This window comes from Acinetobacter sp. F16, from assembly GCF_052712855.1.
On record NZ_JBRATK010000003.1, the window covers coordinates 1 to 21,441 of the forward strand.

18 protein-coding genes and 1 pseudogene are annotated in these 21,441 nt (G+C 41.9%); 10 read left to right on the plus strand and 9 right to left on the minus strand.

Annotation, left to right across the window (positions count from 1 at the left end; genetic code table 11):
• Positions 1-145: 145 nt before the first annotated feature.
• From ACU0NF_RS02395 to ACU0NF_RS02420, 6 genes and pseudogenes are all read right to left on the minus strand, one after another.
• Positions 146-717 (minus strand): annotated as a pseudogene (locus ACU0NF_RS02395) (HdeD family acid-resistance protein).
• Between the two features lie 136 nt (positions 718-853).
• Positions 854-1,612, minus strand: coding sequence for a hypothetical protein (locus tag ACU0NF_RS02400; protein WP_171535654.1), 759 nt, complete (start codon positions 1,610-1,612; stop codon positions 854-856).
• A 335-nt stretch (positions 1,613-1,947) separates the two neighbouring features.
• Positions 1,948-4,587 (minus strand): type I DNA topoisomerase, encoded by a 2,640-nt coding sequence (topA, locus tag ACU0NF_RS02405; protein WP_445660011.1) that lies wholly within the window; start codon positions 4,585-4,587, stop codon positions 1,948-1,950.
• A gap of 35 nt (positions 4,588-4,622) precedes the next feature.
• Positions 4,623-5,072, minus strand: coding sequence for an ammonium transporter (locus ACU0NF_RS02410; RefSeq protein WP_445660012.1), 450 nt, complete (start codon positions 5,070-5,072; stop codon positions 4,623-4,625).
• A gap of 71 nt (positions 5,073-5,143) precedes the next feature.
• The gene (locus tag ACU0NF_RS02415) at positions 5,144-6,142 is read right to left on the minus strand and encodes a hypothetical protein (protein WP_370982752.1); all 999 of its coding nucleotides are present in this window, start codon (positions 6,140-6,142) and stop codon (positions 5,144-5,146) included.
• 98 nt (positions 6,143-6,240) lie between these two features.
• The gene (locus tag ACU0NF_RS02420) at positions 6,241-6,486 is read right to left on the minus strand and encodes a SlyX family protein (RefSeq protein WP_131384742.1); all 246 of its coding nucleotides are present in this window, start codon (positions 6,484-6,486) and stop codon (positions 6,241-6,243) included.
• 33 nt (positions 6,487-6,519) lie between these two features.
• Here ACU0NF_RS02420 and ACU0NF_RS02425 point away from each other — a divergent pair, with 33 nt between their 5' ends.
• From ACU0NF_RS02425 to ACU0NF_RS02435, 3 genes are all read left to right on the plus strand, one after another.
• Positions 6,520-8,415, plus strand: coding sequence for an ATP-binding cassette domain-containing protein (locus ACU0NF_RS02425; RefSeq protein WP_407306361.1), 1,896 nt, complete (start codon positions 6,520-6,522; stop codon positions 8,413-8,415).
• A gap of 106 nt (positions 8,416-8,521) precedes the next feature.
• Entirely contained in the window at positions 8,522-9,457 is a 936-nt protein-coding gene (gene lpxL, locus ACU0NF_RS02430; RefSeq protein ID WP_445660013.1) for an LpxL/LpxP family Kdo(2)-lipid IV(A) lauroyl/palmitoleoyl acyltransferase, read from the plus strand.
• 36 nt (positions 9,458-9,493) lie between these two features.
• On the plus strand, positions 9,494-10,600 hold the full coding sequence (locus tag ACU0NF_RS02435) for a glycosyltransferase family 4 protein (RefSeq protein ID WP_445660014.1): 1,107 nt from the start codon (positions 9,494-9,496) through the stop codon (positions 10,598-10,600).
• A gap of 93 nt (positions 10,601-10,693) precedes the next feature.
• Here ACU0NF_RS02435 and ACU0NF_RS02440 read toward each other — a convergent pair whose 3' ends face one another.
• Together ACU0NF_RS02440 and ACU0NF_RS02445 are read right to left on the minus strand one after the other, a co-directional pair.
• Complete coding sequence (locus ACU0NF_RS02440) at positions 10,694-11,101, minus strand: GNAT family N-acetyltransferase (RefSeq protein WP_445660015.1); 408 nt, start codon at positions 11,099-11,101, stop codon at positions 10,694-10,696.
• A gap of 645 nt (positions 11,102-11,746) precedes the next feature.
• Entirely contained in the window at positions 11,747-12,874 is a 1,128-nt protein-coding gene (locus ACU0NF_RS02445; protein ID WP_445660016.1) for an endonuclease/exonuclease/phosphatase family protein, read from the minus strand.
• A 187-nt stretch (positions 12,875-13,061) separates the two neighbouring features.
• Here ACU0NF_RS02445 and asd point away from each other — a divergent pair, with 187 nt between their 5' ends.
• From asd to truA, 5 genes are all read left to right on the plus strand, one after another.
• Positions 13,062-14,180 carry an aspartate-semialdehyde dehydrogenase gene (gene asd / locus ACU0NF_RS02450; RefSeq protein WP_131316035.1) on the plus strand — a complete coding sequence of 373 codons (1,119 nt, stop codon included), beginning with the start codon at positions 13,062-13,064 and terminating at the stop codon, positions 14,178-14,180.
• A gap of 143 nt (positions 14,181-14,323) precedes the next feature.
• Entirely contained in the window at positions 14,324-15,781 is a 1,458-nt protein-coding gene (locus ACU0NF_RS02455) for a FimV/HubP-related protein (RefSeq protein ID WP_445660017.1), read from the plus strand.
• Between the two features lie 70 nt (positions 15,782-15,851).
• Positions 15,852-17,183 (plus strand): fimbrial protein FimV, encoded by a 1,332-nt coding sequence (locus tag ACU0NF_RS02460; RefSeq protein ID WP_445660018.1) that lies wholly within the window; start codon positions 15,852-15,854, stop codon positions 17,181-17,183.
• Between the two features lie 48 nt (positions 17,184-17,231).
• Entirely contained in the window at positions 17,232-18,200 is a 969-nt protein-coding gene (locus ACU0NF_RS02465; protein ID WP_445660019.1) for an asparaginase, read from the plus strand.
• Between the two features lie 12 nt (positions 18,201-18,212).
• Positions 18,213-19,010: a tRNA pseudouridine(38-40) synthase TruA gene (gene truA / locus ACU0NF_RS02470; protein ID WP_445660020.1), complete on the plus strand. Its 798-nt coding sequence runs from the start codon at positions 18,213-18,215 to the stop codon at positions 19,008-19,010.
• A 278-nt stretch (positions 19,011-19,288) separates the two neighbouring features.
• Here truA and ACU0NF_RS02475 read toward each other — a convergent pair whose 3' ends face one another.
• The gene (locus ACU0NF_RS02475; protein ID WP_131267178.1) at positions 19,289-20,299 is read right to left on the minus strand and encodes an AraC family transcriptional regulator; all 1,011 of its coding nucleotides are present in this window, start codon (positions 20,297-20,299) and stop codon (positions 19,289-19,291) included.
• 231 nt (positions 20,300-20,530) lie between these two features.
• Between ACU0NF_RS02475 and infA the strand changes: the two genes are divergently transcribed.
• Complete coding sequence (gene infA / locus ACU0NF_RS02480) at positions 20,531-20,752, plus strand: translation initiation factor IF-1 (protein WP_001284370.1); 222 nt, start codon at positions 20,531-20,533, stop codon at positions 20,750-20,752.
• A gap of 161 nt (positions 20,753-20,913) precedes the next feature.
• A complete protein-coding gene (locus ACU0NF_RS02485; protein WP_445660021.1) occupies positions 20,914-21,312 on the plus strand; it encodes a hypothetical protein in 399 nt (132 codons plus the stop codon).
• The last annotated feature ends 129 nt before the right edge of the window (positions 21,313-21,441 follow it).

Sequence of the window (21,441 nt, forward strand, 5' to 3'; positions counted from 1 at the left end):
CACAACGTTTAAATCAGCGCCCAAGAAAAAGACTCGGCTTTAAAAGTCCGAGTCAGGTATTATGGCAACAACATGGCGTTGCACTTCAACTGCTAATCTAAGAATAAAAAAAGAGCACATATAGCGCTCTTTAGTCGAATTGGATTTAAACATCGGCAGAACTTTTGGGCAGTTCATGTTTGATATAAGAAGCTAAAATGAGATAGTTAATGCCCTGAAATAAAATATCGATTGCAAGGAATAGACCCAGCACCCAGAACGGCGCATCGGGTGACATCAAAATAATAACCCCGGTCACCAAGGTAACAATGCCGAAAAACAATACCTATCCCCAACATTGATAGGCTTTAAAAACAAAGGCACTCAAGACACGGATGACACCCGCAACAATCAAAACGATGGCCAAGAAATTGGTCAATACAATGGCGATTTTTACCGGCGTGCTAAAGGCATAATATCCTACCACTCAGTAAAGCAAGCCAAACAATGCCTACAACCAGCGATCCCCCCATCAAAGATTTTAAATGCTGCAATGAAGTGCAGAACACCACCGATCACCATGAGCACACCAAACAGAAAAATGACTGAAAGCATGGCGAAAGGTAAAGATGCCAGCAACACCATTCCAAATACGATGAGCAAAATGCCCAGACCTAAATACTACTTTCGATTTTTATACAGCTGATGCCAAACCAAATCATTTCCTACTGTTTTTATGATTCTTCTGAAGTCTCTTGCTTAAGAACAGGTTTATTTTTCAATATTTTAAAACAGATATCTGTTATGAATATGCGACATTTTTATCCACATCAGTGAGTTAAACTGTGGATAAATTAAGCGTTATCCACATCTTTTATTTTTTCCAGCCCAATTCAATCGCGGTAATTTCATTAATTAATGTCTGTTGCAAAGTATCCGGCATCTTACTTTTATCGAGTGAGACAGGAATATGTCCCGCCATCAATTCACATTTGGCTTGGGGAAATAAAGGCTTTTGATTGGGATAGGCATAACCAATTGGATACAGGGGTTGTCCGGTCGCCAAGTCGTATTTATCGGTTGCACCGAAAGCATGTAACAGCTCATGCACAAGCACAATTTTGTTTTGTTCAGCCTGTTTTTTAGAGGCAAATAAATTGACGGAACCAATCCGGCCTTTTTGCAAGGCGGTTGAATGCTTTAATTCTTTAGTGTGTGCAGGATCATAATAATTTAAAAACAAAGTCACACTAGGCGTGCCATCTTTACTTTCATGCTGTTTCCATGCATAAAAACGGAACTTTAAACTCCATAAAATGGTATTCAGCATGCTTGCATGCTCAGGTACTCTAGGTGGAAGTTGTTTGAGTTCTCGCCCCATTTGAAAATATATAGAAATGGGTTGTCCACGATATTCAGTCGACATTTGTTTCAAGTATTCTTGTGCAGCCGTTAATTCAGATAAATTAAGAGTCTGAATATAGTTTTGGGTAGCAACCTGCCCATCTGCATTAATGAGATGCAGCATGACAATAATGGGTTTGGACCAGTCTTGGTTCTGGTCACGGTAAGCATTGACTGCCACGATGAATAAAATGATGAGTAAACACAGTACCCGAATTTTTTTCCACATTTCCCCAATATCTCAATATTTTGTATTTATTTTCAACTATCATTAAAACATATAAGCATGATGGAGTCTTTCCATTCAGCCATGAAGAGCTGGAATTCATTCTGTACTTTTTGCTGTCAAAAAGTACCAAAAAACTTTGTCATGCACAAAACTCGACAACTTCCGTCTTCTATCTATTTTGTCGCTGAAACAGTATTTTACCGATGTAGTCCTGCCTCAAACAGTTGTGCATAACCTTGTCACGTATTCAAATGCTCTTTTATAAATTATGCTCAATACAATTTATAAAACAATAAAAATGCCGACATTCGTCAGCATTTTTCACTTGTTAAAAATTAGGCTTCAACCCATTTCCCATCTTGGTAAACCAGGCTCCACTTGGTTTGCTTACCTTCAGCATTTTCAGAACCAATATATTGCGCCTGATTCTTACGGCTGAATTTCACCAATGCCGGATTGCCATCAGGGTCTACATCTGGAGCTTGCAAGATAAACTGATATTTTGGATCAAGCTGTTCAGCTACAGAACGTAGTTCAGCGACTTTCGGCGCACGTGTTTCACGAACTTTCGGGAATTTGCTGGCTGCCAGGAATAAGCCAGCTGCACCATCACGAAGAACAAAGAAATCATCGTGTTTGGTTGAACGTAGGTGTTCCATTCTAATAGGATCAACACGTGGAGGTGCAGGCTGACCACTCTTCAATACTTTACGGGTATTGTCACAGCTGGTGCAGGCAAAGTAAGGTCCAAAACGCCCAGTCTTAAGCTGCATTTCACCATCACATTTGTCACATGGAATGGTTGGTCCATCGTAACCTTTAATTTTGAACTCACCTTCTTCAAGTTCAAAACCTGCACAGTCCGGGTTATTACCACAGACATGCAATTTACGGCCACCATCAATCACATAACTGTCCATTGCCGTTTCACAAATCGGGCAACGTTTTTTCGACATTAAATCCGCAGTTTCTGCCGTATCATCATCAGACAAGGCAGCAAGTGACTCAACCGGAGTCAGGTTCAAGGTACCCTTACAACGCTCTTTTGGCGGCAAGTTGTAGCCTGAACACCCTAAGAATACACCCGTTGTACCGGTACGAATCTGCATTGGACGTGAGCATTCAGGGCAATGTACCGCTTCAACTTCAACAGGTTGATTACGACGCATGCCGTTTTCGCCCTGTGCCGTGGTTAAACGTTTTTTGAAGTCACCGTAGAAATTATCCAGTAATTCCTTCCAGTTACGCTGTCCGTCAGCCACTTTATCGAGCTGACCTTCAAGATCGGCCGTAAAAGCATAATTCATCAGGTTGTTGAAGTTTTCATCGAGACGATCGGTCACGATTTCACCCATCTTCTCGGCAAAGAGACGACGGTTATCCAACTTCACATAACCACGATCTTGAATGGTTGAAATGATTGCTGCATAGGTGGATGGACGACCAATACCTTTTTTCTCTAATTCTTTAACCAATGACGCTTCGGTAAAACGTGCAGGCGGTTTAGTGAAGTGTTGAGATGGATCAAGCTTCTCAAGTTTAAGCACTTCACCCACTTTAACTGCAGGTAGCAAAATATCGTCATCTGCCTTGTTTGCAGCACGTACTTTGGTGAAACCATCAAACACTAAAGTACGACCTTTGGCTTTCAGTTCCACACCATTCGCATCGACTAAAATCGTTGAAGACAGGTATTCTGCTGGTGTCATCTGACACGCGACAAACTGACGCCAAATTAAATCATACAGACGTTGTGCATCACGATCGACACCAACTAACTGATCACCTTTTAAAGCTACATTTGAAGGACGAATCGCTTCATGGGCTTCTTGCGCACCGGCTTTATTGCCATAACGGTTTGGTTTGGCTGGAAGATATTTCTGGCCAAACTCTGTTTCGATATGACCACGTACCATATTGACCGCATCATCACTCAAGAATGTTGAGTCAGTACGCATATAGGTAATAAAACCTGCTTCATACAGACGCTGCGCCATCGTCATGGTTTTCTTTACAGAAAAACCTAAACGTGTGCTTGCTGCCTGTTGCAGGGTCGAGGTGATATACGGTGCGCTTGGATTAACCTTGGTCGGTTTGTCTTCACGCGTGCTAACTTTATATTCGGCATTATTCAGGATTTTTAACAAAGCATCCGTTTGGGCTTTGTTTTGCAGTTTTAAGGTTTTACCACCTTGTTTGACTGCTTCTAAGCGAATGTCATCGCTTGATGATTTGGTATCTGCAAATACTTGCCAATATTCTTCAGGAATAAAAGCACGAATCTCACGTTCACGTTCTACCACCAATTTTACTGCAACCGATTGCACACGACCTGCCGATAAACCACGGGCAATCTTTTCCCAAAGTAATGGCGAGATCATAAAACCGACAATACGGTCCAAGAAGCGCCGTGCTTGCTGCGCATTGACTTTATCAATATCTAAACGTGATGGCTGTTTAAAAGCCTCTTGAATCGCATTTTTGGTAATTTCGTTAAAGACTACACGTTGATAACGTGAATCATCTCCACCAATCACTTCTTTTAAATGCCAGGCAATCGCTTCCCCTTCACGGTCCATATCCGTTGCGAGGTAGATTTCATCGACTTGCGATGCCAGTTTTTTCAGTTCGGCAACGACATGCTCTTTACCCGGAAGCACCTCATAATGAGCTTTCCAATCGTGTTCAGGGTCAACGCCCATACGATTAACCAAGGCTGTTTGTGCTTTTTCAGCTTTTTGCTCATCGGTCAGTTTGGCACGTGATACAGGTTTTTTTTCTGTACTTTTAGAACCACCGGTCGGTAAGTCACGGACATGACCGACGGATGATTTCACAATGTAATCTGAACCGAGGTATTTATTGATTGTTTTCGCTTTTGCAGGCGACTCCACAATCACTAAGGCACGCTTTTTCGCAGCACTCGGTGATTTTGCTGTGGTGCTTTTGGATGTAGACCGAGGAGCGTTCGCCATAGTTAACCGTTAATCCTGTTTGTTTCGTATATAAATTAAATTTCAGCCAAAGACTGTAAATAGGTTTTAATGTCATCTAACTGTGTTGCTCGAAGGTCAGATTCTTCATCCCAATAGAGTCCTACACAGTTTGCCTGCATATCAATAGCATAAATGCCCTTTAATGCAATGGGCAAATCGTTAAACTTATCATCGCCCTGCACAAGTTTTAGCTTTTGGTCTTCAACCCGCGCACGCATCAAAGGCAGGCGAGCATCTGGAATAAGTACACTATAATAGGCCACCATACTGGCACGCTTTTCAGAGACCATTGGAATTTTTGTCCAATCGGGAGCTGCGACTAAACGTGGGTGCAGTGCCATCTTGCGTGCTCTCTCACGCATCATGCCTAATGCTTTTTCTCGCGGACTGACGCGAAGACCCAAAATCGAGCCCAAAACAAATAGGATGATGAAGCCAATGACCCAAATACCAGTGTTTTCCATAGTACAACCTTGTCTATTCCTTTATTAGAGTTGCATAAGCGCAATATAAAACGCAAGTTGCAACGATGAAATTAATTCAAGAACATCTCGTGACTATACAGCACTTCACTGCCATTCCAGTAGATATATCCCTTTTCAATCAATTCCTTAAGCAATAATCTAACATCCGATTTCGGGAACATTTGCTCCAGTAAATCGCGCAAGGCATAAATATCCTTAGGCTTATCCGACTTTAATTCGCGCAATTTACGCGCGACAATGACCTGAACCGGATCAATCTTAGAGAAGTTTTTAAATAAATCTTTTTGCGCATGATGAATGGGATTTGACTGCTCCAGTTCTTCATTCGAGGAAGCTTCTGTATGTAGTTGAGCAAAAATCGGGGAAATGTTCTGTGCTGTTTCTGAAGGCGTTGCTTGCTCTAAATCAAGTTCCGTCCATTGTTTTAAAACTTTTTTACGGAAGTTGATTTGCTCATCATAACGTTTCACAATTTTTAGATTGATCAGCAAAGCAATCAGCTGCTGTGCCTGATCGCTTTCAACTTGCAAAATATTACTGATCGAGTTTTTAAGTTTCTCAATCGAGTTCGGTTTACCCTTCATTTTACTTAAAGCATCACAATATTTTTTGACCAACAACAATTCTGGTTTTTGCTGAATGGTTTCAATACTTGGAAGTTTATATTTTGCATTTAAGCAAGATGCTTCAGCCTGAATTTGAATCAGGTGACAGTTCATGTCTGAAGATTGCATCATTTCAATCAGGATTTCACTGCTTGGCATGGCAGAAATGACTTCAATGGTCGTGTCCGGTTCTAACAATGCAATCAGCTGTCCAACTACCACGGCATATTCAAATTCTTTATGATCGATCTCTGCGGTTTCTAAGATAACCACTTGTCCACTACTGATCCAAGCTGAAAATTCGGTTAAATCTTCAAGTGAGTATTCAAACTTTCCTTGGCAGTTAAATAAATAAATTACGGCGTAGTGTTGAATAATGTCACGCAACAATTGTGCGGTGGGCATATTCTTTTCAAGATCAAGAAGAACGACTTTGTTGGACATAATCTCAATAGACAAGTAAGCGGACTTTGAGCCCGCATTAGAGCGAGCCTGGATGAAAAGGTCAAATCAATTCAGCAAAAAGACCCGTGAACATTAAATCAATAATGCGGTGGTCGATTGGTCATCGGATCAAAAGCGGCAATTCCATCGGATAAATCGGCAGACTCAATGCGTTGATACAGAAACTGCATTTGTTTTTTCAAATCAGCTATTTCGGCATGTTGCAGAGACACCTGCTGATTTAATTGTTCAACTAAATCATCTAAAAATGTAATTCGCACTTGCAAATCTTCTATGGGTGCGGAAAATGACGCCTGATCATTAAGATTTTTTTGTTTAGTCATTTTAAGTCCTCATTTTGGATTTCAGGAAACAGTATGGCCTATATTACGTTAAGGGATGTCCAACTCGCGTTTGGCGGACCTTCCCTGCTCGACGGCGCGAACTTCAATTTGGAACGCGGTGAACGAGTGTGTTTGATTGGCCGTAACGGTGAAGGTAAGTCTACTTTACTTAAACTCATTGAGGGAAGTTTACTGCCAGATCGTGGTGAAGTTTCTATACAAAATGGCATCACCATTTCCATGCTTGCTCAAGATGTACCCATGGATTCCGGTAAGGTCGCTGATATTGTAGCCGATGGCGCAGGTGAAGCGGCTGCTGTACTCAAAGCCTATCACGAAGCAAGCGATGCTTGTGTACTCGGTGATATGGAAGCATGCGACCGCATGGGTAACCTGCAGCACAAACTCGATCAGGTCGATGGTTGGGCTTTGGAGACCAAGGTAAATTCTATTTTAAGCAAAATGGGTTTAGACCCGGATGCCGATTTAGCCGATTTATCCGGTGGTCGTAAACGTCGCGTCCTATTGGCACGTGCCTTACTTACGCAACCCGATGTACTTTTACTCGACGAACCAACGAACCACTTGGACGTAGAAAGTATTGAATGGTTAGAAAAATTCCTGCTCGATCAAAATAATTTAACCTTATTATTTATTTCACATGACCGTTCATTTGTCGACAGCATTGCAACGCGTATTGTCGAACTGGATCGCGGTACTTTACGGAGTTATGAAGGTAACTATTCACGTTACCTTGAGCTTAAAGCGCAGCAGATGGAAGCCGAAGAAAAGCAGAATGCTTTGTTTGATAAACGTTTGGCTGAAGAAGAAGTCTGGATTCGCCAAGGCATTAAAGCCCGTCGTACCCGTAACGAAGGTCGTGTACGTGCGCTGAAAGATTTACGTGAAGAGTCGAAAGCACGTCGTTCACAACAAGGTAAAGTGAGCATGGCAACGCAAGATGCCAACCGCTCGGGTAAACTGGTCTTTGATATTGAGCATCTAAGTGTTGCTTTTGGCGATCAAGAACCCATCATCAAAGATTTCTCTGCATTGGTACTTCGTGGCGACCGTATTGGTTTGGTCGGCGACAATGGTGTGGGTAAAACAACCCTGATCAAAGCCATTTTAGGTGAGCTTGAGCATGGTGGCACAGTTAAAACGGGTACACAGCTGGAAGTGGCTTATTTCGACCAGCTGCGGAATGCACTAGATTTAGAGAAATCGGTTAAAGACAACATTTCTGAAGGTTCAGACTTTGTCGATGTTAACGGTGGTCGTCGTCATATCTACAGTTATCTTCAAGATTTCCTGTTCTCGCCTGAACGTGCCCGTACTCCGGTTAAAGCGTTGTCGGGTGGTGAACGTAACCGTATTCTTCTTGCCAAGCTACTGCTTAAACCATCGAATTTAATTGTGATGGATGAGCCAACCAACGACCTGGATATGGTAACGCTTGAACTATTGGAAGAAATGCTCGGTGGCTATACCGGTACATTACTGTTGATCTCGCATGACCGTGCATTTATGGACAACGTGGTCACATCGACTTGGGTATTTGATGGTAAAGGCAACATTGATGAATACATCGGTGGTTATCAGGATTATCTGGAACAACGCCCAGATCAAACTGCTGTCGGTCTGAAAAGCGATGCCAAGAAAGCCATTGCCAAAGCCGAAGCAGCAGTGCCAAAAAAAGTAAAGCTCAGCTATAAAGATCAACGTGCTTTAGAACAGTTGCCGGTTGAAATTGAAGCATTAGAGAAAGAACAGACCGCGCTGAATGAGCAGCTTGCAGATGGCTCTTTGTTTGTTAAAGATGCCGATGCAGCAGCGCAAGCATCACAACGTTTAGCTGAAATTGACGAGCTATTGCTTGAAAAATTGGAACGTTGGGATGAATTAGAAAACCTGACCAAAGGTAACTAATTTAGCCGCGTGATAAAAGCACCTGTAAAGTATTTTGCAGGTGCTTTTTTATTTAGAAAATAACTTCATGTTAAACTGCAGATAACTTTTGGTATAAACGGTCATTATGAGTAAAAAGCCAGACTACAAACCGGGTGAGTTTCAATGGTCTTTCCTTCTTCCACAATATTGGGGCATTTGGATTGGAATCATATTTTTAATGATTCTGGCAATTTTACCGTGGGCCATTCAGCATCGTTTAGCTACTTTTTTAGGCAACCTTGCATTCAATCAGCTCAAATCGCGTCGTAAAACAACAGTTCGTAATTTGGAACTCTGTTTTCCAGAATGGACAGCCGAACAGGTTCGGGAAAATACCCGACACGTTTTTGTCGATCAGATGATTGGGATTTTTGAAACCTTAAATGCATGGTATTGCCCACAGTGGTTTAAAGATCGTGTCAGCATTGAAGGCTTGGAACATCTGCAAAAGGCACAAGCTGAGGGCAAAGGCGTTTTACTGTTAGGCACGCATTCAACATTACTCGATGCCGGCGGATATTTATGTGCTCAATATTTTGAGCCAGATGTAGTCTACCGCCCGCAAAATAATCCATTGCTAGATATGCTGATCTACCGCTGCCGCGCCACCATTTATGCCAATCAAATTGACCATGATGATATGCGTGGCTTGATTCGTCATTTAAAAAATGGCCATGCGATCTGGTACAGTCCCGACCAGGATTTCGGTTTAAAACAAGGCGTGATGGCGCCCTTTTTTGGGATACCTGCAGCAACAGTCACTGCACATCGCCGGTTAATAAAGATGACCAAAGCCGCCGCAATTCCGCTGTATTTCTACCGTGATGGCGATATTGCCAATCCACAATACAAAGTTTTAATTGAAGCATCGGTAGAAAATCTGCCGAGCGACGATGAAGTGGATGATGCAACACGTGTTAACAAGATCATTGAAAGTCAGCTACGGATTGCACCCACTCAATATATGTGGTTTCACCGCCGCTTTAAAACGCGTCCTGAAGGCTATGACAAAATTTATTAACCAATCCCACCCTTTAAAATAATGAAGATAACACCTATGAAAATTATGCAGCTTCTTCCTGAATTGAACAGTGGTGGTGTTGAACGTGGCACACTAGAAATTGCACGTGCGCTTGTTGCAGACGGTCACCAATCTTTGGTGGTTTCCAATGGTGGACGTCTGGTTACCCAACTTGAAGCCGAAGGCTCAAAACATCTGACTTTGGCCATTCACAAAAAATCTTTATCCAGTCTTTGGCAAATACGCCCTTTACGAAAACTGATTGAACAGCATCAACCTGACATCGTGCATGTTCGTTCACGCGTACCTGCATGGCTGACTCATTTTGCCTTAAAAGGCATTCCGGCACATAAACGCCCGCATCTCATTTCAACGGTGCACGGCTTTTATTCGACCAATCGTTATAGTGCCATTATGACGCAGGCGGAAAAAGTCATTGCCGTTTCGGATAGTGTAGTGAAATACATTACCGAGCATTATAAAAACTGTCCGCCTGAAAATATCGTGCGTATTTATCGCGGCATTTCACCACAAGAATTTCCGCATGGCTATCAACCCTCTGCACAGTGGATCAATCAAACGTTTAAAGATTTTCCGCAACTGGAAAACAAGTTTTTAATTTGCCTGCCTGGGCGTATTACCCGTTTAAAAGGCCATGAAACTTTAATTGAATTAATGCAACAGCTGAAAAACCAATATCCAAATCTGCATGCGGTAGTGGTGGGTGGCGCGGATTCGAAAAAGGTTGCTTACTTACAAGAAATGCAAGACACCATTCAGAGCAAAGGTTTACGCGACAAAATCACTTTTGTTGGTCATCGTTCGGATATTCGTGAATGGCTAGCCTTTAGTGATGTGGTCCTTTCTCTTTCAAATCAGGCGGAAACCTTTGGTCGTACCGCATTAGAAGCATTATCGGTAGGTACACCCGTGATTGGCTGGAATCGTGGCGGTGTGGCAGAGATTCTATCCCAGGTTTATCCGCAAGGCTTAATTGAGGTAGATGATCAATCTGCACTTTTAAATGCCGTAAAGCATCATATTGATCAGTCTCAAGAAGTTACGCCAGTCACGATGTTTAGCTTAAAAGAGATGTGTGATCAGACCATTGATTTATATAAACAGGTTTTAAGTTCAAATTAAATTTGTTCAGCTCAGTCTATGGATGACGTCTTCGTGACATACAAAGACAGGTTGGGCATAAAATACAAGCTTAAATAAATCATCTAAAAATGATCAATGTTCTGTTCCTGCATAGATCCACATAGACTCGGTTTGTCCTGCGCGAACAAAGCCCATTGATTGATAAAATTTTATGGCTTGATGTTCAGCAACCAATATTTTTTGGTGAAAATCTTTATATTTAAACAACATGGCTTTTATCATTAAGCGGCCCGCACCCAAATTTTGAAACTGGGGATGCACGAGTAGGTGCGGAAAATACACCACCAGATACCCATCAGATATTGCATTTCCCAGACCAATAAGCTGTCCATCCTGTCTGGCTGTGACCAGACTATGTGAATGACGTAATGCTGCCATCAGCTGAACTGGCTTTTGCGCTGATGACCAGTCATTTGCCCGATAAATTTCTAAAACTTCTGCTTCATGAATCTGATCATGCATTGATATTTCAAAAGTCATCACGTGATTAGTCCTTTCACGCTCTAAACCTCACCATTAACCCACTCGCCAAAGGCCAGAAAATAGTATTTATATTATAATATTGTTCATACTGGCTCCAATACGCCAAAGTCCATGATTGATTAAATCATCTCGGGCAGCAAACATGGGCATTAAAACTGTTCTGCACTGATAGCAACAATCACCCCAGCCCAAATGGCAAAGTGTAATTGCAACTGACGATGATAATGAAAAAAGGTCCCTATAAAAAATATCAATAACCCTGCATAGATATCAAAAGCATCACGTGACAAATCAGTAAATTGAGCAATTAAAATTTAAGTGCGTGGAATTTGAATAAATACAGAGCTGAAATTTTATTTTTAGCATGTTCTATAAAAGTAGAACCCGAGTTCTGCATCCTGCAAAACTCGGGTGTATAAGGTTGTGCTTTTCAAACTTTATTTTTATTATCTTATTTGCGATCCATTGCTGCATCATATCCATGATGACTCACCATCAGCCCAACATCGTCTTCCATAATGGGATTTTCCGTTCCCAACTCCTTGGCTGATGAGGCTAGATTAAACAAAAATAGAAAAAAGAACTATTCGCAATTCACCTCTATCCATGTAAGCAATTTCGTACACTTTTCCTCTAATTACCTTAAAGTACTTTCGTACCATTTTTATAGTCCTGTGCAATTTCATCGGTGACCAATTTTTCTTCTTTTTCTGCTTTTTGAATACCTTCCTGAATCGCCTCTTGGGCTTCTTGTTCATCGGCATCGGTTTGTTCCAGCTCGTCCTGAAACTGTTCGAAAACGCGACCCGTTTGTAGTACAACATACACCGGAAAATGATCCGATCCAACATGTGGCAAACGCTCCATATGAACTAAAGCAAAGTCGGTGCTATGAAAGACATGGTCGAGTGACCAGCGAAACATTGGATAATCTGCATGAAAGGTATTGATATAACGTCGTCCTACACGCGGATCAAGCAACCCACTAATACGCTGAAATAATCGTGTAGTTCTTGACCATGCCACGTCATTCAAATCCCCCATCACAATACAGCTTTCATCCAAATCTTTAATTTGATCACCCACCATTAAAAGCTCTGCATCGCGGAGGGTCGAATCTTTGGCTTCGGTTGGGCTGGGCGGTTTAGGGTGCAGACAATACAGTTGCACCGGTTGGCCTGAACGTAAAATTACAGTGGTATGAATGGAAGGAATTTCATTACTTAAAATGAATTTCACTTCGGTATCTTTCAGTTCAAGCTTACTGTAAAGATGCATACCATACAGATTGTCCAAAGGCACAGGCACACGGTAGGGATAATCTTTTTCAATCACAGCAAGGGCTTTTTGCCAGATGAAATCTGTTTCTAAGGTCAGTACCAAATCAGGCTGATGTTTCTGGATCTGCTCAACCAACAGGTGATATTTATCATTTGGAGTTAATACATTAGATACAATCAAAGAAATTTGCTTATCGGGGTTGAGCTGATGCTTATGGACTTTTTTGACCTGTTTTTTCCAGATAAAGGTATAAGGCAGCACCATTTTAAGCTGATATGCGAGTGCCGCAATCAAGGCAGTAAAGACAATTTCACGCCGTAGATCCCATGGTTGATCCCAGACCAATAACAGCACCAAAGCAATCAGTCCCAAAACTAAAATTTGCAAGCGTGGAAAATCGGCCCCTCGAATCCACCATTCATCCCGTGGAATTAATGACCAAAATGTCAGCCATATAACAAAAACTGAAATTAACTCCACCCAAATCATAAGTCTCTGCTCTTTTGTTGCTTTTAGTTTTTCTATGATGAAATAACTTTATCAATTTTCTATGTAACATAAACAAGATATTCCGCTCAATAATATTGATGTTTTCATTGTGTAGTACTTGCAGTTGCGGTCGCTTTTGATACACTCAAGCCCCCTTTTATTTTTTTACGCACCGAGGCAAAGTGACATGAAAGTAGGTCTGGTCGGTTGGCGCGGGATGGTTGGTTCTGTCCTCATGCAACGTATGGTTGAAGAGAATGATTTCGCTCATTTTGAGCCATTCTATTTTTCCACCAGTAATGCGGGTGGTGAAGCGCCTGCGTTTGGCGGTAAGACTGCCCCAGCACTTATGGATGCATCAGACATTAACAGTCTGAAGCAGATGGATGTCATTATTACCTGCCAAGGCGGTGATTATACCTCTGAAGTTTTCCCTAAATTAAAAGCGGAAAACTGGAACGGTTACTGGATTGATGCTGCATCTACCCTGCGTATGGATGATGAAGCGATCATCGTGCTTGACCCAGTCAACATGCACGTGATTAAAGATGGTCTAGTCAACGGCACCAAAACATTTGTCGGCGGTAACTGTACCGTTTCATTGATGTTGATGAGCATGGGCGCGCTTTACCAAAACAATTTGGTTGAGTGGATGACTGCAATGACCTATCAGGCAGCATCGGGTGCAGGTGCACAAAACATGCGCGAGCTGATCACTGGTATGGGTTATTTATATAACAATACCAAAGATTTGCTTGATGACCCGCGTTCACCCATCTTAGACATCGACTCTAAAATTGCATCGTTGCAACGTGGTGAAGGTTTCCCTGCTGCCAACTTCGGTGTGCCTTTAGCGGGTTCTTTGATTCCATATATCGACAAACAGCTCGACAATGGTCAGTCAAAAGAAGAGTGGAAAGCGCAAGTTGAAACCAACAAGATCTTGGGCAATCAACAAATCGTTCCAATTGATGGTCATTGTGTCCGTATTGGTGCGATGCGTTGTCATTCACAAGCTTTAACTTTGAAGCTTAAGAAAGATGTTCCTTTGGATGAGATTGAAGACATGATTCGTCAATCCAACCCATGGGCGAAAGTCGTTCCAAATACACGTGAAGCGTCGATGACAGATCTGACTCCTGTAGCCGTTACCGGTACATTGTCTGTTCCGGTGGGTCGTTTGCGTAAGCTGAATATGGGTAAAGAATACCTGGGCGCATTCACTGTAGGTGACCAATTGCTTTGGGGCGCTGCGGAACCTTTACGCCGTATGCTTCGCATCCTCATTGAATATAAAAATGCTTAATTGTTAAAGTTAAAAAAACGAAAAGCCGGTCACAATTGATCGGCTTTTTTTATGTAGGCTTTATGTTAGTATTTTACAATTATTCAACATCTCGTTAATCTACAACTTTCGCAATGCGATACAGAATTGAGCTAAAAATTAAGATGACTGCATATAACAAATTAAAGATTGCCATTTTAGCCATTATTACTTCACAGAATATTCATGCGATTACTATTGATCCTATTCAAATTCAATCTGCACCGGGCGAATTGCTCTATGCAGAAATGAATTTCCGCCAAGCTGATCCTAATTCACAAATACAAGCCAGCTTGGCTAGTTCAGAAGACATCACCACTTTAGGCGTAGGCCACCAACCGCCTGGACATCTTAATTTTTTTACCCGTCGTGATGGCTCGGGGAATGGCGTGATTACCATTACCTCTTCGCGTCCATTAACTGAAGCTGAACTGAATATTATTATCAAAATTCAGGAAGGCAATGCCACGCGCTTGCAGCATATTAAAACCCCGTTACAACGGGGTAGCACCAATACTCAGGCACGTATTGCCAGCAATGAAAAACCTTTAGCGCCCATTACCATTGTTAGTGAAAAAGATATTGCCTTGCACCTGCCTGAAAGCACTCAATATCAGCTTGCAAAAGCACAACCAGCAGCTGAGCAATCCTTTGAAGCCCCATTGATGGTGCAAAAAGCAGCGCCACCTCGCTTAAATGCCATGACTGCTGCACCTGTGGTCATCTCATCAATGAGTATGCCTTCCGCGCAGCCCCATACAACGACTTTAGCTGAAATAAAAACATCAGCACCAGAACAAATCACCACAAAAAATCAGATTAAAAACACGCCTGTTGCATCGAACAAAACGTCTTCCAATGCAATGACTTCTGCAGACCCATTAGTGAAGAAATTTGCAGAATCACCCACTCAAAAGATAGCCGAAAATAAAATAGCCAGTAAACCAGCAGAACAAGCTGCCGCAAAAACCAAACCGGAAATACCTGCGCCTGCTCCTAAGCCACCCAAACAGCAACATGAAGGTGTAGCTACAGCGCAAACCACAAAACATGTGGTGCAATCCAATGAGTCGCTTTGGGTGATCGCTTCACGGGTTGCAACTGAGCAAAACCGTCCGGTTGGCGAAGTCATGAAGCAGATCAAAGCGAACAATGAACACGCCTTTATTCAGGGGGATATGAATCGCTTACGTCGTGGTGCGGCATTGAATCTAAATACCGCCCATAGTCAAAAAGAAGAGAAGAAAGTCAGTGTCGCACATTTGGCAAAAACCCCGTCTAACCAATCAGGAAAAGCCAAATATCGCCTAAATCAGGCAGAGATGAGCCTGGTTGCAGAGAAAGAACAAGATTCAGCCAGCGGTTCTGCTAAAAAGAACACAGAAAAAAATCAAACATCGAACGAGTTGTCATTAAAAGTTATGACATCGCGTGAAAAAACCGTTAAATTACAGAGAAACGTAACACAGTTAGAATTGGCATTACGTCACAAGGATCACAGAATTCAATTATTAAATACTCGTCTTGCCCAATTGCAACAACAATTGAAAGCACAACAAGTAGAGAAAAAGCCAACACACTAAGGTGTTATACAATTTGATTTTTTTGGATGAGTTTCATTGATAACAACTCAATCCTGTAAGGGGTAACAACATGCTGCTTTATGTGATTCCGTTTATATTATTATTAGTGATCGCAATTGTATTAAAAAAGCGTGACACCAATAAACAAGCAGAGCAAACGTCAGCATCCAAGGCGAAAGCTAAAAAAGTAAGCTCAACAAAAAAACCCGCGCAAAAAACTCAAATTGTGGCAAATACGGTTGTTGAGAAGAAAAAAACAACCCCTTTATCTGCTGATGTGCGCAATAAAATTGAAGCGCTCATCCGTGAACGTAACTTTTTCTCTGCTGAAGCACAGATTAATCAGGCGTTAAACAGAGACAATTCACAGCATGAGTTGTATTTACTGTTGCTGGATATTCACATCTTGCAAAAAGATGAATTTGCAATTAGCCAGCTGATTAATCATCTCCGTTCATTAGAGCTTGATGAGATTTTAGAACAAGCGCTTGCTAAAAAAGCAGCACATGACAAAGAAGCAGAAGGTTCTAGAGATACTATTGATTTCAAAACAGAAACTTCTATTTCAACACCTACGTATACAGCACCGACTGAACAAAAAAATACGGCTGATTTTGATGCGCTCATGAATACTGCTGCTCCATCTGGGACAGCAAATGATGTATCTTTCGATCAGTTGCAGCAAGAATCGCTTTCGGCCAAAACAGAAGCAGCTGAAGAAATTCAGCCCTTAGATTTCAATACCCTTTCCTTAGATACAACAATAAAAGCAGAAGCACCTGCCGCTCCTATTGAAGAAATCAAGCCTTTAGACTTCAGTACATTCTCTTTAGACCCGAGTCCTGCGGCAACGGCTCCCAAGCAAGAAGCGGCTCCAGTAGCAGAAGAAATCAAGCCTTTAGATTTCTCTTTTAGTTTAGATACTCCGGCAGCAGAACAAAGCACAATAGCTGATGTAGCTACAACTGCTAAACCTGTGCTTGATGAGAAACCTGAATTTAATTTTGATTTTTCAGCTGCAGAAACTGTTGCAGCGCCTGAAGCAAAAATTACAGTCGAAGAAACCAAGCCAAGTTTAGATTTAGACTTTAATTTAGAACCCGTAACGACAACTGAACAACAGCCTGTAGAACCTGCTCCAGCAAAAGCTTCAGGTGTAAGTTTTGATATTAGCAATATCAGCTCATCTGCATCTAAAGCAGATCAAAATGATCCGCTGGTTCAATCTTTCCCTGAACTGATTGAAGTCAATGAAATCAGTCTGAATTTAGATCTTGCACAGCAATACATTCAATTGGGTGCTTTTGAATCGGCACGTGAATTACTGGCAGAACATGAAGCTGAATATACAGCTGAACAACGCCAACAAGCCGATCAGTTGCGCAATCAGATAGCTTCTTAAGTTATTTCGCTCTACTATAAAGCAGTCATCATTGACTGCTTTTTTATTATGAAAAAAATAGCTTTAATTTATATGGGGGGAACGTTTGGCTGCATTGGCGAGCCACTGAGTCCCATGCCTGCTGAAAATTTTATTCCCCAGTTACAACGCGTTCTCCCTTTGCATCTTGATATCGAATGTTTTGTTGCACCCAGCATAAAAGACAGCAGTGCCAGTACTGCAACTGACTGGCTGCAACTGATTCAGTTGATTCAAAGCTTACAACTTAAAAATTACCAACATTTTGTCGTAATTCACGGCACTGATACCCTCAGCTATGCCAGTGCAACACTTGCACGATTTCTGGGACAATCCGCACATGTGGTACTCACCGGTAGTCAATATCCACTATTGAATATAAGTGGAAGCAATATCCGTGAATTTACCGATGCCATCGATAACCTTAATTTTGCCCTCGATGCGGTAGCAACATGTTCTGTCGGTGTATATTTAGCTTTTCATCACCAGCTTATTCACGCCCAGACAGCGCTGAAACGACATACGACTGAGTTAGACGCTTTTGCTGGATTAAACGCTACAGAAAACATCATTAACCATCAGCAAAGCTATATCGTCCATGAACCTGATATTGAGAAGGCACGCTCATTTAACTGCTTAAGTTTAATGGCACAGCCCATAGATATAGAACAGCAAATTAAAAACCTGAAAAATTTACAACAACATCTCCCTGATGTTCTGATTTTACAAGGCTTCGGCACAGGGAACTTGGCAGTCAATGATGAATTCATTGCTACGCTTCATGATATACAAGCTGAAGGTTGCGCCATTATTCTCACCACCCAAGTCCCTTTTGGCACGATTAACCAACACTATGCCGTGAGCGAATGGACTCAGCATGCCAATATCATTATTAGTGATTGCTTGGGACATGCAGATCTTTATGCAAAAGCACTGAAAATGTATTTACAATACGACAGCGTAGACCAGTGGCATGCTCACTGGCATGATTCAATGTAAATAGAGGTAAATATGCAGCGTTTTGCGGTCGGTATTGAGTTTTCTGGGGTTGAGTATCGAGGATGGCAAACCCAGCAAACTGGCGTGCGTAGCGTACAGGAAACCATTGAAAAAGTACTGTCCAAAGTCGCAAATGAACCGATCATGTTACATGGCGCTGGACGTACCGATGCCGGCGTACATGCCACCAATATGGTGGCGCATTTTGATACCTCTGCCATTCGTCCATTGCGTGGTTGGCTGATGGGTGCAAATAGCACTTTGCCTAAAGACATTGCCATCCAGTGGATTAAACAGATGGATACGGACTTCCATGCCCGTTTTAAAGCACAATCACGTCGTTATCGCTATGTCGTCTACAATTCACCCAGTCGCCCTGCACTGCTCTATAAACAAGTGACACACGTCTATTACCCGCTTGATGTAGACAAGATGATTGAGGCTGCAAAGAAATTTGAAGGTACACATAACTTTGAAAGTTTTCGTGCTGCATCCTGCCAATCGAATCAGCCTGTCCGTCATGTCAGCCATTGCCGTTTAATTCGTCATGGTTGTTATCTAGTACTCGACATTCAGGCCGATGGTTTTTTACATCATATGGTACGCAACATCATGGGTTGCTTACTTGAAATTGGTCAGGGCATGTATGAAATTGACCATATTGACCAAATTTTTGCAGCTGAAGACCGTAAAGCTGCGGGGATTACCGCGCCACCCGATGGCTTATATTTTATTCAAGCACATTATCCTGAACAGTTTAATTTACCCAAAGCACCGCTTGGTCCACATTGGCTGAATATGCCGGAGTGATTTTAAGGGATTCTCATCCTGTTTCTTATTCACCTCTTCTAGCTGATTCACCTCCCCTAGCCCCTCCTAAAAGGAGGGGAAAAGTTCCTCCCTTTTTCAAAGGAGAGGGATTTTACTATGAGCTAAAATGGATGAGAAAAAATCCCTCCTTTCAGGAGGGACTTAGGGAGCTGCTTTTATAAAACTAACGCTGCTTTCTTATTTAACCTCCCCTAACCCCCTCCTAGAAGGAGGGGAAAAGTTCCTCCCTTTTGCAAAGGGAGGTTAGGAGGGATTCCTTAACGCTGCTTACGCTTTCTATATTCCACTGGCGTTTCATTGGTCCAGCGTTTAAAAGCACGGTAGAAAGTGCTTGGCTCAGAAAAACCGGTAAGATAGACAATCCGTTCAACACTTTCCGCGGTATTCGCCAACAATTTTTTCGCCAAACGACATCGATAATCGGAAAGAATCTGCTGGAAACTGGTATTGGCCTCAGACAGCTGGGTACGCAAACGGCGCGGTGTAATATTCAAATGCGTCGCAACGGTTTCTAAAGTCGTTTCACCACTTTCTAGCGTTGAACCGATGGCACGGCGAACCTCACCGACCAAGTCATAGCGTGCAAGTTCTTGCAGCTTTTCAAGCGCCAGTTGCTCATGTAACTGCAATAACTCGGGCTCTGCTTGCCATAATTGATAATCCAAAATGGCAGGATCAAAATACAAACGTGTTTCCTTTTGCCCTAAACTCACCGGACATTCGTAAACCCGAAAATATTCTTCATCAAACGCACCCTGACTAAAATTAAAGTCGATATAAATCGGCTGAAAACGACCTTCGGTAATAAATTTAAAGAAGCGCAATACCCCAGACATCGCACATTCAGAAAAATGACGATTGACCAAATTGTCCGACCAAGCACCCTGTTCCCCATTGGTGAGATAGCAACGGTCATCTTCAATAATCAGTTTGGCATGAAATGCATCGCTGATCAGCCGTTGATAGGCCAAGGCACGTTTTAGCCCTTCACCAAAGTTTTCACTCGAAATAAACAGGTGTTCAATCACCTGCCCACGATATAAAGGCAGGTGTTCACCTAAATGCAAACCGATGTCAGGATCTTTACTCACCTCCTCTGCAGCCACCCAAAACGCATATTGGGCACTGAGCGGAGTGCGATCATTGGTTTCGACCTGATTTAAGGCCACACCAGCTTTCGTTAAAATTTCTTCAGTTGGCAAACCTGAACGACGAATGGCCTGGTAGCCCAATCGCAAAATAACCGATGCATCAGTTAACTGACCCACGCAAAGACCTTCCTTATATATTATTCATTTATACTTAAAAAGATTAATTTTAGATTAACTGCGATTGACCAAACTGACAACAGAACAATACGATTTTTTGTAGAAAAAATTTATACCCATGGTTCGCTTATTTAACTGACAGATGATCGGGCAAAGCCGCATTGTGCCTTGTTTTATGCAAAAAAATTGACTATAATTTGCGCCTTTCCAATTTATTCATTCAGGTAGGCTATGGCCAATAAAGAGGAACTCATCGAGTTCGAAGGCGTTGTCACCGAGACGCTTCCTAATACTATGTTCCGTGTACGTTTAGAAAACGGTCATGAAGTGATTGCTCACATCTCTGGTAAAATGCGTAAACACTATATTCGTATTTTAACTGGCGACAGTGTTAAAGTAGAAATGACTCCTTATGATTTGACCAAGGGTCGTATTACTTATCGTGCACGCTAAGTTTTAGCGAAAGCAAAAGCCACTTTACAGTGGCTTTTTTATTGTCTGCAATAACGCAATTCTGACTTAAAGATCGACTTAAAAATTGACTTTAAATACAAATCCAATCTATAAGTAAATGGATTAAAATCAATTATAAATTTAAAAATATCAGTAGGAAAATGACATTTAACAGAAAGCACCTTTCTCTAGCCAATATGCTCGCTTGTCCAATTTTTCTTATGGCCTGTGCTACAGGCGGCAATCATCGTCTTGATCAGTCTCTACAACACTATGTGGGTCAAACTGCAGATCAGGTTCGTAGCCAACTTGACCTGAATAAAATGGGATTTAAAACCACTCAAGAACCCACTCAGACAGCAGAATTGCTCAGCTACACCATTTTTCGTGATATGAATATTCCAATGGGTACGCCCAATATTAGCCACAGTGTCTCGATGGGCGCACCGGTGTCTACTCCCTCAAATGGTGGATATGATATCGAGATGAAATGTCAGATAGGGTTTGCTCTAAAAGAAAAAATTGTTCAATCGATTCGTTATACTGGTAGAGCGTGCTAATGCCAGAGTACAGTCTAAAGCCTGTGTCAGGTTTTAGATAATAGGCTTTGATCTCCAGTCACCCATCTGTACCGTGTATCAAATAACAACGTTCATTGACAGTTTATTCATCTAAAATAAAGTTTTATT